Genomic DNA, 14,525 nt, shown 5'->3' on the forward strand with positions numbered 1-14,525 from the left:
CGTGACTGTCACCGACCTGGTGTCGTACGAGGACGCGCTCGCGTCCTACGACCCCGTCATGGGCCTGGAGGTCCATGTCGAGCTCGGCACCAAGACCAAGATGTTCTGCGGCTGCTCGACCGAGCTCAAGCAGGACGCCAACTCCCAGACCTGCCCGGTCTGCCTCGGCCTGCCCGGCGCGCTGCCGGTCGTCAACGAGATCGGCGTCGAGTCCGCCATCAAGATCGGTCTCGCGCTGAACTGCGAGATCGCCGAGTGGTGCCGCTTCGCCCGGAAGAACTACTTCTATCCGGACATGCCGAAGAACTTCCAGACCTCCCAGTACGACGAGCCGATCGCCTACGACGGCTATCTGGACGTCCAGCTGGAGGACGGGGAGATCTTCCGGGTGCAGATCGAGCGTGCCCACATGGAGGAGGACACCGGCAAGTCGACCCACGTCGGCGGTGCCACCGGCCGTATCCAGGGCGCGTCCCACTCCCTGCTCGACTACAACCGCGCGGGCATCCCGCTCATCGAGATCGTCACCAAGCCGATCGAGGGAGCGGGCGCACGAGCCCCCGAGGTCGCCAAGGCGTACGTCGCGGAGCTCCGCGAGCTCATCAAGGCGCTCGGCGTCTCCGAGGCCCGGATGGAAATGGGCCAGATGCGCTGCGACGTCAACCTGTCGCTGCGCCCCAACGGCACCGAGACGTTCGGCACGCGCTCCGAGACGAAGAACGTGAACTCGCTGCGTTCCGTCGAGCGCGCCGCCCGCTTCGAGATCCAGCGCCACGCCGCGGTGCTGAACTCGGGCGGCACGGTCGTGCAGGAGACCCGGCACTTCCACGAGGAGGACGGCTCCACCACGGCCGGCCGCATCAAGGACAACGCCGAGGACTACCGCTACTTCCCCGAGCCCGACCTGGTGCCGGTCGCCCCGGCCCGTGAGTGGGTCGAGGCGCTCCGCAAGGCACTCCCCGAGATGCCGCGGGTGCGCCGCAACCGGCTGAAGGAGGAGTGGGGCGTCTCCGAGCACGACATGCAGTCCATCCTCAACGCGGGCGCGGTCGACCTGATCGTCGCCACGACCGACGCGGGCGCCCCCTCGGACCAGGCCCGCAAGTGGTGGATGGGCGAGCTGGCCCGCAACGCCAACGAGACCGGCCGCGGCCTCGACGAGCTGCCGATCACCCCGGTGCAGGTCGCCAGGGTGGCCGAGCTCGTCACCTCGGGCGATCTCAACGACAAGCTGGCACGCCAGGTGATCGAGGGCGTCCTCGCGGGTGAGGGCGACCCGGACGCCGTCGTCGAGAAGCGCGGCCTGAAGGTCGTCTCCGACGAGGGCGCGCTGGGTACTGCCGTGGACGAGGCCATCGCCGCCAACGCGGCCATCGCGGACAAGATCCGCGGCGGCAAGGTCGCGGCCGCGGGCGCGCTCGTCGGCGCGGTCATGAAGGCCACCCGCGGCCAGGCCGACGCGGCCCGGGTGCGTGAGCTGATCCTGGAGAAGCTCGGCGTCGAGGGCTGATCCCGGCCCCCGCGCGGGCGGTTTCCGCACGTCCTGAAGGGGCGGTGCATCCGTGGGACGGGTGCACCGCCCCTTCACCCGTCCAGAGAGTCCCCGGTCCGCTGAACACCGTCACTGCCGAGATCGTCTCCGTCGTGCTCCTGCTCGGCGTACTGGCCGTCGCCGTCGTACGCCCCCGGGGGCTGCCGGAGGCGACCGTCGCCGTACCCGCGGCCGTGCTGGTGACCGTGGCCGGTGCGGTCCCCTGGTCCCGGGCCCGTGATCAGGTGGACAGCCTGCTGCCGGTCGTCGGTTTCCTCGCGGCGATCCTGGTGCTGGCCCAGCTCTGCGCGGACGAGGGGCTGTTCACGGCCGCCGGTGACCTGGTCGCACGGGCCTGCGGCGGCCGGACCGGCCCGCTGCTCGGCGGCGTCTTCGTCGTCGCCTCGGTGATCACCGCCGTGCTCAGCCTGGACGCGACGGTGGTCCTGCTGACCCCCGTCGCCCTCGCCACCGCCGCCCGCGTCGGTGCCCGGCCCCGCCCTTACGTCTACGCCTGTGCGCACCTGGCCAACTCGGCGTCCCTGCTGCTGCCCGTCTCCAATCTCACCAACCTCCTGGCGTTCGCCGCGAGCGGCCTCTCCTTCACCCGCTTCGCCGCGCTCATGGCCCTTCCGTGGCTGGCCGCCATCGCCGTCGAGTACGTCGTCTTCCGCCGGGTCTTCGCCGCCGACCTGGCAGCCGGCGCGTATCCGCCGAAGCCGGAGGAGGAGCGTCCCGGCGCCCCCGTCTTCACCCTCGTCGTCCTCGCCCTGACCCTGGGCGGCTTCGTCGTCACCTCGTTCGCGGGCGTGGAGCCGCTGTGGGCGGCGCTGGCCGGTGCCGGGGTGCTGGCGGTCCGCGCGCTGGTGCGGCGCGAGACCACGGTGAAGGGCCTCGTCCGCTCCGCCAACCCGCTGTTCTGCCTGTTCGTGCTCGCGCTCGGCGTCGTGGTCGAGGCCGTGGTCGACAACGGCCTCGGTCGAGGCATCGAAACCTTGCTGCCGGACGGCTCGTCACTTCCCGCCCTGCTGGCGGTGGCCGCGGTGGCGGCGTTGCTCGCCAACCTGATCAACAACCTGCCCGCGACCCTCGCCCTGCTCCCGGTCGTCGCGGCGGCCGGTCCCGGACCGGTCCTCGCCGCCCTGATCGGGGTGAACCTCGGCCCGAACCTCACCTACGTCGGCTCGCTCGCCACCCTGCTCTGGCGCCGCATCCTGCACAGCCACGGTGCCGCGCCCGACCTCGGCCACTTCACCCGGCTCGGGCTGCTGACCGTGCCGGCGACACTGGGCGTGTCGACCCTCGCGCTGTGGGGTGCGCTGCGGTTGATCGGGGTGTGATCCCTCCCGCACCGCGGTTGGACTTTCCCGGCAGACCTGTTGGACGTTCACCACGGGGCCGTACGAAATCCTTCCCGGCGCCACCTGGCTTGATTAGCTTCCGGGCTGTACGACCGGACTCGGGAGGCTCACTTGACCACGGACATTTCACGGCGGCGGCTCTTCGCGCTCGGCGGCGGTGCGCTCGGCGTCGCGGCGGCGGGGTCCCTGCTGCCGCCGTCGCTGCAGGCCGCGATGGCCGCGCAGCCGGCGCACTCGGCGGGGTCCGGTGGGGGCGACGGCCTCGGGGCCATCAAGCACGTGGTGATCCTGATGCAGGAGAATCGTTCCTTCGATCATTACTTCGGGATGCTCCGGGGCGTACGCGGCTTCGGCGACCGCAACGCCGTCGAGCTTCCCTCCGGCAAGCCGGTCTTCGAGCAGCCCGCCGCGGCGGGCACCTCCGTGCTGCCGTTCCCGGTGCGCGACGCCGCCGAGACGCAGAAGAAGGAACTCCAGTACATCGGCGCGCTCGACCACTCCTGGAGCGGCGGCGGCAGGGCATGGGCCGGGGGGTGGATGAACGGCTGGGTGACCGCGAAGACGGCCGCCACCATGGCGTACTACGACCGTCGTGACATCCCGCTGCACTACGAACTGGCCGACACCTTCACGGTCTGCGACGCCTACCACTCCTCCATCCACACCTCGACCAGCCCCAACCGCAACCACCTGTGGAGCGGGAAGACCGGAAACGAGGCGAACGGCAAGCGGGCCGTCGGGAACGACGCGTACGACGAGGGCACGCACCCCGGCTACGGGTGGGGCACGTACGCGGAACGGCTGGAGAAGGCCGGGCGCAGCTGGCGTACGTACACCGAGTGGGAGAACTTCACCGACAACCAGATCGAGTTCTTCGCCACCTTCAAGGCGATCGCCCGCAAGGCACTCGCGAAGACCGGCGGCCATACGTACATGGAGTCGTTCTACTCGGCGATACGGGACGCCGGTGCCGCGGAGCGGGAGCGGCTGTTCGGTCTGCTCGAAGAGGGTGTCGCCACCCTGGACAAGGCCGAACGCAGCCTCTTCGAGCGGGCGTTGCGCCGGGTGGAGACCGGGACGCTGGCCGACGAGTTCGCCAAGGACGTGGCGGCGGGGACGCTGCCCGAGGTCTCCTATCTGGTGCCGTCGGCCGTCGACTCCGAGCACCCGAGCGTCTCCTCGCCGATCCACAGCGCGACGATCGTCTACAAGGTCCTGGACGCGCTGGGCAAGCACCCCGACGTGTGGCGTCACACGGCCGTCCTCATCAACTACGACGAGAACGACGGCTTCTTCGACCACGTGCCGCCGCCGGTCGCACCGCCCGAGGTCACCGAGGAGCAGTGGGAGGGCAAGCCCACCGGTCTCGGGATGCGGGTGCCGCTGCTCGTGGTGTCGCCGTGGACCGTCGGCGGCTACGTCTGTTCCGAGGTCTTCGACCACACCTCCGTGATCCGCTTCCTGGAGCGCTGGACCGGGGTGAAGGAGCCGAACATCAGCGACTGGCGGCGCACCGTCACCGGTGATCTGACCTCCGCCTTCGACTTCACGCGCGGACGGCGCCGGCCGGAGGTGGAACAGCCGGGCGCCATCCCGCCGTTCAGCGGACGCTGGGCGCCGAAGCCGCCGCTCGTGCAGCAGATGCCCGTACAGGAGCCCGGGGCGCGCCCGGCCCGTGCGCTGCCGTACCAGCCGGACGCCCAGGCGAAGCTGGTGGACGGGGCGGTGCGGGTGGCCCTCAGCAACACGGGGCGCTCGTCCGCACACTTCGCGCTGTACCCGTACGCGGGTGAGTTCCCCGTTCCGCAGCACCGGGACGTGACGGGCACCGCGCAATGGACGGTGCCGGTCAACGGTGCGGCGTACCGGTTCACGGTGACGGGACCGAACGGCTTCCGGCGCGAGTTCGCCGGGCCCGGGAAGGACGGCGTCTCCGTCGGGGCCGAGGTCGCCTCGCGGATCGACGCGCACGAGCGGGACCTGCACCTCACCCTGCGCAACACGGGGCGGACCACGCTCACCTTCACCGTACGGCCGCTCGGATACGTCGACGAGGCGGATCTGCGGGACTGGACCAGGACGGTCAAGGTCAAGCCCGGGCGCAGCCGTACGGTGGTGCACTCGGCGGCGGACGCGCACGGCTGGTACGACCTGGCCGTCACCGTCGACGGGGACGACACCTTCCGGCGCAGGCTGATGGGGCACATCGAGAACGGCCGGGCGAGCGTCTCCGGCTGACGGCTGACGGCTGACGGCTGACGGCTGACGGTAGACGGGTAGACGGGTAGACGGGCAGGCGGGCCGGCAGGTCCGGTCGGTGGACCCTTGTGCGTACGGGAGTTCGATGTTCGACGGAACCGCCGGAGCGTGGGCCGCGTTTCCTCGATCATGAGTGAACTGATCGAGAAATGGGCCGGGGTCGCGCCGGGCGCCGCTCCCGAGGAGGCGGACCCCGTCGTCCTGGAGTGCGCCCGTCTGCTCGCCGTCGAACCGGGCGGTGAGCAGGCGGTCCTGCTCACCCTCGGTCTGGTGGACATGGCGCCGTACGTCCTCGGACGGCGCGGCGCCCCCGTCGAGCGGGCCGTGGTGGACGCGCTCGCCGCCGCGGCGAAGGCCCTGGACGCGCGGTTCCCGGAGGCCGACGGCTGCGGGCACACGGCTCACCCGTACACCGGGACCCTGGAGAGGTGGGACACGGACGCGAGCGCGCTGCACGACGCGCCGGACGTCCGGGTTCCGCTCGCCCCGGGCGGGGCCGAGGCCTGCCCCCGCAACGCCGCAGGCTGGGCGCGGACAGTCGCCGATGTGATCCTGCCGGGCAGTGTGGAGGGCATTCCCGACATCGTCCCCGAGGACCACCAAAGCAGCATCAGCAGCCTGGGGAGCGTGCTCAACGACTATCCGAACGGCGATCCGTTCTGGGACCTGGACGTCCATGCCGTGCCGCCGGGCACCCTCACCCGGGCCGCTCTCGCCGGCTATGTCGTCGTCGCCCATGCCAACTGCTGGTACGTGGCGTCGGGCCGGATCAGGCAGCGGTCGCTGTTCGACGACATGATCGAGGGCCTGGAGTCCGTACTGCCGCTGCTGCCGGACGCGCCCTGCGCGCACGGCGACGGCGAGCACCCGGCGCTGAACTCCGGCAGCGACCAGCAGGCCACCGAGGGCATCCACCTGCAGAGCCCGGGCGGCCGGGCGCTCCTGCGCCAGGAGCACGAGGACGGATACGGCGCCTCGCTGGAGGCATGGACCTGCACCACCTTCCTGCGCGCCCTCGCCGTCGAGGCCCGTGACCATCTGCGCGGTGCGGTCGACGCGCTCTTCGGTACTCGGGAGACGGCCCATCTGGACGCGGTGTACCTGCGCCCGGACGGCCGCCTCGACATCGGACCGCTGAGTGAGCGTCATGTCCCGTTCAAAGACGAGCATGCCTCCGCGGAAGCGGCGCTCTGGGCGGCCAGGCGGTACGAGGAGCTCGGCCCCGACGGACCCGCGCCGGACCGGTCCGTCCTGCTGCTCCTGATGGGAACGGCGGCCGAGTCCCTGGAACTGCCGTACGGGACGGCCCGGGAGATCCTGGACGTCCTGCGTACGGCTGCCGCCACCCCGGCCGGTGGGGCGTGCGCCCACGAGGACGGCCACGCGCCCCGGCGTGAGCGCACCGCCGACCGCATGGCCCGCGTCGCGCACCTCTACGCCCCCGACCTCTGCCCCGCTCCCGACCCGGTCTCCGGCGGCGGGCCGCTGACCTGCCCCGTCCACCTGGCGGAGGTCGTGGCGAAGGGCATCGCGGAGATCGAGGAGCAGTTCGAGGCGGAACTGGAGGCGGAGGAGGAGCGGCTGACCGGCTGAGGCGGCAGGCGGGCGGGTGAGCCGGCCGCAGGAGCGGGGGCCGATGCGGCGGTGCGGGACGAGGTCGTGGCGGGTCCCGAGGAAGTCGTGGGTCCGGAGGCCACGGTCCACGAAGGTCGCCGTGCGTCCGAGGGCCACCGCGGGCCGGGAATCCGCGGTGTGTCCCGGAACCATTGTGAGTATGACCACGAAAGGGACAAACGATCACCATCGGCTGCCAGAGTGGCAGCTCTCAGGACATGTGTTCTTTACGGGTAATTCATGTTTTGTCCCGCTGAAGAGCCACGAACCTCTCAGGGAGCACGTCCGTTGGCCGCCATTGCCCGCTGGTGCATCAGGCACCGCCTCGTCGCCGTTCTCATCTGGCTCCTCGCCCTCGGCGGTGCGGCCACCGCGGCGGGCTTCGCGGGTTCCGCGTACTCCAACGACTACGAGGTGCCCGGTACGGAGTCCGGCCGGGCCGCCGAACTCCTCAAGAACGGCTTCACGGACCTCGGCGGTGACACCGACACCATCGTCTGGCACACCACCGACTCCACCGTGCGGGCGGCCGATGTCCGCCAGACGATGACCCGGACCCTGCATGCGGTCGAGGCACTGCCCGGCGTCGGAGCCGTCACCGGGCCGTACGGTGAGGCCGGCGCCGGGCAGATCAGCGAGGACGGACACACCGCCTACGCCACGGTCACCTTCGACCAGCAGTCCGAAGACATCCCGGTGCAGCAGGCGCAGGCCGTCGTCGACACCGCGAAGGCGGCCGCGGGCGACCATCTCCAGGTGGAACTGGGCGGCTCGGCCGTGGCCCTCACCGAGGCGCCGTCCGTCCACTTCAGCGAGGCCATCGGGGTCGTCGTCGCGGCGGTCGTGCTGTTCCTGGCCTTCGGCTCGCTCGCCGCCAGCATCCTTCCCATCGCCACCGCCCTCGTCTCCGTCGGAACGGCGTACGCGGGCATCGTGCTGCTCGGCCATGTCATGACCGTCGCCGACTTCGCACCCATGCTGGGCATGCTGATAGGGCTCGGTGTCGGTATCGACTACGCGCTGTTCATCGTCACCCGGCACCGCACCGGGCTGCGCAGAGGCATGACGGTCACCGAGGCGGCGCGGAACGCCGTCGCGACGACCGGGCGGGCCGTCGTCTTCGCCGGAGCCACCGTCTGCATCGCGCTGCTCGGCATGCTGATCCTGCGGCTCGGCTTCCTCAACGGTGTGGCAGTGGCCGCGTCGCTCACCGTCGTCCTGACCGTGGCCGCCTCCGTGACCCTGCTGCCCGCCCTGCTGTCCTTCATCGGCATGCGGGCGTTGAGCCGGCGTGAGCGCAGACAGCTCGCCGAACGCGGGCCGCAGCCCGAACCGCCCACCGGCTTCGCCGCCCGCTGGTCGGCCTTCGTCGAACGCCGTCCCAAGCTGCTCGGGGCGTTCGCCGCCGTGGTGATGCTGATCCTGGCGCTGCCCACGTTCTCCCTGCATCTGGGCACCTCCGACCAGGGCAACAACCCCTCGTCGTCGACCACCCGGCAGGCGTACGACCTGCTGGCCGAAGGATTCGGTCCCGGGGTCAACGGCCCGTTGACGATCGCCGCGAAGCTCGACGGCGCGGACGACCGGCTCGCCATGGACGGCCTGCCGGCCACGCTGCGGGCCACCGCCGGGGTGGCGTCGGTCGGCCCGGTCACGTACAACGGCGACGGCAGTACGGCCTTCGTCACCGTCGTACCGAAGTCGGCCCCGCAGTCGCAGGAGACCAGCGCGCTCGTCGACCGGCTGCGTACGGACGTCCTCCCGCGGGCCGAGGCGAACACCTCGCTCCGGGCCCATGTGGGCGGGGTGACGGCCAGCTACGACGACTTCGCCCGGATCATCATCGGGAAACTCCCGCTCTTCGTCGGTGTCGTCATAGGGTTCGGCTGTCTGCTCCTGCTGCTGGCCTTCCGGTCGATCGGTATCCCGCTGAAGGCCGCCGCGATGAACGTGGCCGCCGTCGCCTCCTCGTTCGGAGTCGTCGTCGCGATCTTCCAGTGGGGGTGGGGGAGCGAGCTTCTGGGGCTGGGCAGTTCCGGTCCCATCGAGCCGTTCCTTCCGGTGATCATGGTGTCCGTGCTCTTCGGGCTCTCCATGGACTACCAGGTGTTCCTGGTGGGGCGGATGTACGAGGAGTGGCTGGAGACCGGCGACAACAGACGGGCGGTCCGGGTCGGCCTCGCCGAGACCGGCCGCGTGATCAACTCCGCCGCAGTGATCATGATTTCGGTCTTCCTCGCGTTCGTCCTCAGCGGGGACCGGGTCATCGCCATGTTCGGCATCGCGCTGGCCGCGGCCGTGGCGCTCGACGCCTTCGTGCTCCGTACCCTGCTGGTCCCCGCGCTCATGCATCTGCTGGGCGGTGCGAACTGGTGGCTGCCGGGCTGGCTGGACCGGCGGCTGCCGCGGATCAGCATCGAATCCCCCGAGTGCCGTGCACCGCGTGCGAAGATCCCGCGGACAGCACAACCGGTGGATCCGGTGGACGCGGCGCAGCCGGCGCACGCGGTGGAAACGGTTCGAGAAGGAGCATGATGTTCGCGATATCCCTGGGCGACGACGGAGCCGAACTGCGTCCGTTGGAGGTCTGGCAGGCGGAGGAGTTCCTCGCCCACATGGACCGGGCCCGCGAGCTCGTCGACCCCTGGATCCCCCTCGCCTCCAACGCCGCCGACCTGGACTCGGCGCGTGCCCTGCTCCGGCAGTACGCGCAGAAGCAGGCGACCGACACGGGGCGGCTCTACGGCATCTGGCTGGACGGCACCCTCGTCGGAGGGGTCCTGTTCCGGATCTTCGACGCGGAGTCCGGGAACTGCGAGGTCGGCTGCTGGCTGGAACCGGCGGCCCAGGGACGCGGGCTGATCACCCGGGCGGCAGGGAAGCTGATCGACTGGGCGGTGTTCGAACGCGGCATGCACCGCGTGGAGTGGGCCGCGTCCGCCGCGAACACCCGCAGCATCGCCGTGGCCGAGCGGCTCGGCATGAAGCGGGACGGCGTCATGCGCGAGAGCTACCTGTACCGCGGCGAGCGGCACGACTCGGAGATCTGGTCCGTGCTGGCACCGGAGTGGCGGGCGCGGAACGCCTGAGGGCGGCCAAAGGGATCGCGACGGGCCGAGGGCGGCCGGGGGCGGGCGTTAAGAGGGTTCTCATCCGGGCCGCCTAGCGTGCGGGACATGAACCCCAGCACTCCCACCAACCCCACCGACCTCACCACCCCCACCGGCCCCGCCGCTTCCGACGCCCGGAAGACGGGTGCCGAGCAGACCGCCGCCGAGGACACGGCGCACCGCCTCGACGAGGGAGCGGCCGAAGCCGGGGGAGCGCGCGAGGTGGCCGCCGGAGACACAGGGGCGGGCGCCGCCCCGGAGCCCGCTCAGGATCTCGGCCCGGGCGCCGAATCCGGGGAGTCCGGCCCCGCGGACGTCGACCGAAAGGCCCCGGGCCTCAGGGACTCCGAGTCCGAGAACTCCGAGCCCGAGAAATCCGAGTTCACGGACTCCGAGATCGAGGGCTTCGAGTTCGAGGACTCCGACAAGGGGCCGTCCGGTCTCGGCCCGGCCGCCGCGGCCGTGGCCGCAGCCGGTCTCGGCATCGTCGCGCTCAGCGGGTCCTGGACCGGCAGGATCGCCGCCGAGCGCGAGACCCTCATCGGGCAGATCAAGACCTCGACCGGCAGCTCCGCGGCCCAGCAGATCTCCGAGATCTACGGCGACGCCTGGCACTCCACGGCGCTGGTCAACGGCCTCTTCGCACTGCTCGCCGTGCTGGTCGGCGTCTTCGCCCTGGTACGCCCGGCCTTCGGCGCACCTTCCCGGCAGCCGCAGCCCGGCTGGGTGCGGGCGGTCGCGACCGCCGGCACAGCGCTCGGCGTCCTCGGCGTGGTGCTCTCCATCGGTATGTACTTCGACCTCATCGTGTCCCTGCCGACCGCGGGCATCAGCAGGTGAGTACGGACCGCCCCGGACCCCGAGGTCTCCTGTTCGGATCGGGCCGGGCCCGGGTGGCCGCTCGCCGATCCGGTTCGATCCGGACGAAGGACCCTTCGGTCCCGGTCGGCACCCCGGACGATCCGGCCGACGACGGCCGCGCTCTGTTCCGGGTACCGCACCACCGCCGCCCGGCTCACTAAGGCATCGATCCGGTCCGCCCCGGGCCGTATGCGGCGGTGTCCGCACCCGGCTAAGGACCCCCGGCCCCGGAAGATGCGGAACTCGCCCGATGCGGCGACGCCCCCTGGGGGACGAGAGTGGGAGCACGGCAGACGCACTGCCGCCCACCCCAGGCCCGAACGGGCCGTCGTCCTCAGGGAGATGCACATGTACGCGCTCGAAATGCACCAGGTGAAAGCGGCCGAACTGCTGCGCCGGGCCGAGCAGGAGCGACTCGTCGCGGAGGCCCGCCGCGTTCGCCGGGCCGCTCGCCGTGGCGCCCGTGATGCCGTGCACAAGGAGGCGGAGGGGCCGGTGAGTACGGACAGGGACCGGTTCGTCCACGCCGCGTAGTGGCCGCGCGACGACCGGTCATGTCGGACGAACCGATTCCGTTGCCCGGACTGTCGGACCCGTGTGCGATGCTCGGCGACGTGGAGACCAGGTCCGTCAGTCCCGTGTTCGTCGGCCGCGCGGGGGAATTCGCCTCGCTCGTCGACGCGCTCACCCGCGTCGGCGCCGAGGACACCGGCCGGGCCGACCACCCCGGCGGCGAGCCGCAGGCCCTGCTCGTCGGGGGCGAGGCGGGGGTCGGGAAGACCCGGCTGGTCGAGGAGTTCCTCGCGGCGGCGGTGCGCCGCGAGGCCGTCGTCGCCGTCGGCGGCTGTGTCGAGATCGGCGCCGACGGCCTGCCCTACGCCCCGTTCTCCACGGCCCTGCGCACCCTGCGCCACACCCTGCCCGACGAGATGGCCGCGGCCTGCGCCGGGCAGGAGGGCGAGCTCGCCCGACTGCTCCCCGAACTCGGCGAGGCCGACCGGGACGCGACCGACGAGCACAGCACCGCCCGACTCTTCGAACTCACCGCCAGGCTCCTGGAGCGCATCTCCGCACAGCGCGCGGTCGTCCTCGTCCTGGAGGACCTGCACTGGGCCGACGCCTCCACCCGGCATCTCCTGGCCTATCTCTTCCGCACCGTGCGCAGCGGTCGCCTCGTCGTGATCGGCACCTACCGCTCCGACGACATCCACCGCCGCCACCCCTTGCGCCCCCTCATCGCCGAACTGGACCGGCTCCGTACCGTCCGCCGGATCGAACTCGCCCGTTTCAACCGCGCCGAGGTCTGCCGCCAGCTCACCGGCATCCTCGCCGCCACCCCCGAGGCCGCCCTCGTCGACGAGATCTTCGAACGCTCCGACGGCAATGCCTTCTTCGTCGAGGAACTCGCCTGCAGCCTGGAGAGCGGCGACCGCTCCCGGCTCTCCGACTCACTGCGCGACCTCCTGCTCGTCCGCGTCGAGGCGCTCCCCGAGGACGCGCAGAGGGTCGCCCGGATCGTGGCCGAGGGCGGTTCCGCCGTCGAGTACGAACTGCTGGCCGCGGTCGCGGGTCTGGGGGAGGACGAGCTCATCGGGGCGCTGCGGGCGGCCGTCGGCGCCAACCTGCTGCTCACCACCCCGGAGGGCAACGGCTACCGCTTCCGGCACTCCCTGGTCCGCGAGGCCGTCAGTGACGATCTGCTGCCCGGCGAGCGCTCCCGGCTCAACCGGCGGTACGCGGAGGCCCTGGAGATCGACCCCACCCTGGTCCGCGCCGGTGAACGCGCCACCCGGCTCGCCAGCTACTGGTACGGCGCGCACGACGCGGCCAAGGCCCTGCCCGCGGTACTGAAGGCCTCGGTCGAGGCCCGCCGCCGCTACGCCTTTTCCGAGCAACTCGGCCTGCTCGAAAGGGCGATGGAGCTGTGGGACGACGCCCCCGACGGCGTGCGCCGCACCCTGCGCCCCATCGACTACGCCGAGAGCTACCCGGCCTGCGGCTGCGACCCCGAGGCCACCCCGCTGCGCTACCTCGACCTGATGGCCGAGGCCACCGTCGCCGCCCGGTTCGGCGGCGAACGCGAACGCGCCCTGGCCATCGCCAAGAAGGCCATGCGCGTTCTCGACGACGAGGACGACCCGCTGCGCGCGGCCTGGTTCTGGGTGCAGCGCTCCCGGCTGATGCAGGACCTCACCCGCGGCGACGGATGGCAGGAGCTGGCCCATGCCCAGGAGCTGGTGCGGGGCCTGCCCCCGTCCGTCGTCCACGCCGACGTCCTGATGAGCGTGGCGGGCTGGGGCGCCCTGCACCGGCCGGGCGCCGAGACGCTGCTCGCCGTCGACCGTGCCGTGGAGTACGCCCGACTCGTCGGCGACGAGTACACCGAACTGCACGCCAGGCTGACCCGTGGCTGGCTCACCGCCGACGCCGGAGGTGTCGACGAGGGCATCGCCGAGATGTACGCCGTCCGCGACCGCGCCGACGAACTGCATCTGGTCGGCATCATGAGCCGGGCCGGCATCAACCTTCCCGCCACCCTCGAAGCCATGGGGCGCTCCCTGGAAGCCGCGGCGGCCGCCGACCACGGCATCGAGATCAGCCGCAGCCACGGCATCGTCGACATGGAGGCATGGGTCCGCTGCAACCAGGCGACCTCGCTCTTCTCCCTCGGCCACTGGGACGAGAGCCGGGCCACCACCGACGCGGCGGCCCGTGCCGCCCAGTCCAGCAAGGCACAGGGGCTCGTCGCCGCGCGCCGTACCGAACTGGCCCTGGCCAGGGGCGACCTGGCCGAGGCCGAGATCCAACTCGCCCTGACCCGGCGTCATTTCGGATCACGTGACCCGCAGCCCCAGCTCCTCATCCCACCCGTGCGCCATGCCATGGCCCTCGCCGTGCAGCAGGGCAGGCTCTCCGAGGCACGGGCCGCGTTCGAGGCCCGGGCGAAGGAGGGCTTCCCGCCCGGCACCCAGCGGTACGCGCTGCCGCTGCTCCATGTCGCCGCCGCCGCCGAGGCCGACGCCCGGGGTCTGCCCGCCGCCGAACCCGGCCGTCCCGCGGTCCTCGCGCGCATCCGGGCCCACCTGAAGCGGCTGCCGATGCTCATCCCCATCTGGGCCGCCTACGGTCTCCTGGTCGACGCCGAACTGGCCAGGGCCGAGGGCCTCGACACCCCCGACCACTGGTCCCGGGCCGCCGCCGCCTTCGCCCCTCTGCAACGCCCGTACGAGCTGGCCCAGATCCGCCACCGCTGGGCCGAGGCCCTCCTCGTCGCCTCCGGCGACCGGTCCGCGGTCACCGCGCTGCTGCGCGACGCCCACAGCACCGCCCGGCGGCTCGACGCACGCCCGCTGACCGAGGCCATCGAGCTGCTGGCCGGCCGGGCCCGCGTCACGCTCACCCCGCCCGACCGGACCCCGGCTCCCGGCGCGGCCCAGGAGATGCCCGCCGCCGTCACCGTCCCCGCCCGGGACGGCGGCTCCGACGCGGCCGTGGACCGCGAGCAGGCCGAGGACCACCTGCGCGAGGCGGCCGCGGCGGCGGTGGAGTCCTTCGGGCTGACACGACGCGAGCAGGATGTGCACCGTCTGGTGGCCGACGGTCACACCAACCGCAGGATCGCCGAGGAGCTCTACATATCGCCCAAGACCGCCAGCGTGCACGTTTCGAACATCCTCGCCAAGCTGGGCGTCGCCAGCCGTGGCGAGGCGGCCGCGCTCGCCCACCGGCTGCGCCTGTACCCGACGGGGAACGCCTCCTGACCCCTGGAACGCCTCCTGACCCCTGGAG

The 14,525-nt window shown here is 71.9% G+C and carries 9 protein-coding genes; all 9 read left to right on the forward strand.

Features of this window, described 5'->3' with window-relative positions; genetic code table 11:
* Position 1: 1 nt before the first annotated feature.
* The 9 genes from gatB to ACIRP2_RS33245 all read left to right on the forward strand — a co-directional run bounded on the left by gatB (position 2) and on the right by ACIRP2_RS33245 (position 14,497).
* Positions 2 to 1,510: an Asp-tRNA(Asn)/Glu-tRNA(Gln) amidotransferase subunit GatB gene (gatB, locus tag ACIRP2_RS33205; protein WP_404256886.1), complete on the forward strand. Its 1,509-nt coding sequence runs from the start codon at positions 2 to 4 to the stop codon at positions 1,508 to 1,510.
* Between the two features lie 101 nt (positions 1,511 to 1,611).
* Positions 1,612 to 2,871, forward strand: a complete 1,260-nt coding sequence (locus tag ACIRP2_RS33210) for an SLC13 family permease (RefSeq protein WP_404257219.1) — start codon at positions 1,612 to 1,614, stop codon at positions 2,869 to 2,871.
* A gap of 132 nt (positions 2,872 to 3,003) precedes the next feature.
* Complete coding sequence (locus tag ACIRP2_RS33215) at positions 3,004 to 5,130, forward strand: phosphocholine-specific phospholipase C (RefSeq protein WP_404256888.1); 2,127 nt, start codon at positions 3,004 to 3,006, stop codon at positions 5,128 to 5,130.
* Positions 5,131 to 5,280: 150 nt separating this feature from the next.
* The gene (locus ACIRP2_RS33220; RefSeq protein ID WP_404256890.1) at positions 5,281 to 6,744 is read left to right on the forward strand and encodes a hypothetical protein; all 1,464 of its coding nucleotides are present in this window, start codon (positions 5,281 to 5,283) and stop codon (positions 6,742 to 6,744) included.
* Positions 6,745 to 7,053: 309 nt separating this feature from the next.
* Positions 7,054 to 9,300, forward strand: a complete 2,247-nt coding sequence (locus ACIRP2_RS33225) for an MMPL family transporter (RefSeq protein WP_404256892.1) — start codon at positions 7,054 to 7,056, stop codon at positions 9,298 to 9,300.
* Positions 9,300 to 9,854 carry a GNAT family N-acetyltransferase gene (locus ACIRP2_RS33230; protein WP_404256894.1) on the forward strand — a complete coding sequence of 185 codons (555 nt, stop codon included), beginning with the start codon at positions 9,300 to 9,302 and terminating at the stop codon, positions 9,852 to 9,854. The genes ACIRP2_RS33225 and ACIRP2_RS33230 overlap by 1 nt, the downstream gene beginning before the upstream one ends.
* A gap of 87 nt (positions 9,855 to 9,941) precedes the next feature.
* A complete protein-coding gene (locus ACIRP2_RS33235; protein WP_404256896.1) occupies positions 9,942 to 10,715 on the forward strand; it encodes a hypothetical protein in 774 nt (257 codons plus the stop codon).
* A 369-nt stretch (positions 10,716 to 11,084) separates the two neighbouring features.
* On the forward strand, positions 11,085 to 11,270 hold the full coding sequence (locus ACIRP2_RS33240) for a hypothetical protein (protein WP_404256898.1): 186 nt from the start codon (positions 11,085 to 11,087) through the stop codon (positions 11,268 to 11,270).
* Between the two features lie 68 nt (positions 11,271 to 11,338).
* The gene (locus ACIRP2_RS33245) at positions 11,339 to 14,497 is read left to right on the forward strand and encodes an AAA family ATPase (protein ID WP_404257221.1); all 3,159 of its coding nucleotides are present in this window, start codon (positions 11,339 to 11,341) and stop codon (positions 14,495 to 14,497) included.
* The last annotated feature ends 28 nt before the right edge of the window (positions 14,498 to 14,525 follow it).

Source organism: Streptomyces sp. NPDC101194, assembly GCF_044767885.1.
Lineage (GTDB): Bacteria > Actinomycetota > Actinomycetes > Streptomycetales > Streptomycetaceae > Streptomyces.

What these genes read in the sequence shown, in the direction of transcription:
- ACIRP2_RS33245 (WP_404257221.1), top strand. Translation starts at nt 11,339, where the DNA reads ATGCTCGGCGACGTGGAGACCAGGTCCGTCAGTCCCGTGTTCGTCGGC.
- ACIRP2_RS33235 (WP_404256896.1), top strand. Translation starts at nt 9,942, where the DNA reads ATGAACCCCAGCACTCCCACCAACCCCACCGACCTCACCACCCCCACC.
- ACIRP2_RS33230 (WP_404256894.1), top strand. Translation starts at nt 9,300, where the DNA reads ATGTTCGCGATATCCCTGGGCGACGACGGAGCCGAACTGCGTCCGTTG.
- ACIRP2_RS33220 (WP_404256890.1), top strand. Translation starts at nt 5,281, where the DNA reads ATGAGTGAACTGATCGAGAAATGGGCCGGGGTCGCGCCGGGCGCCGCT.
- ACIRP2_RS33240 (WP_404256898.1), top strand. Translation starts at nt 11,085, where the DNA reads ATGTACGCGCTCGAAATGCACCAGGTGAAAGCGGCCGAACTGCTGCGC.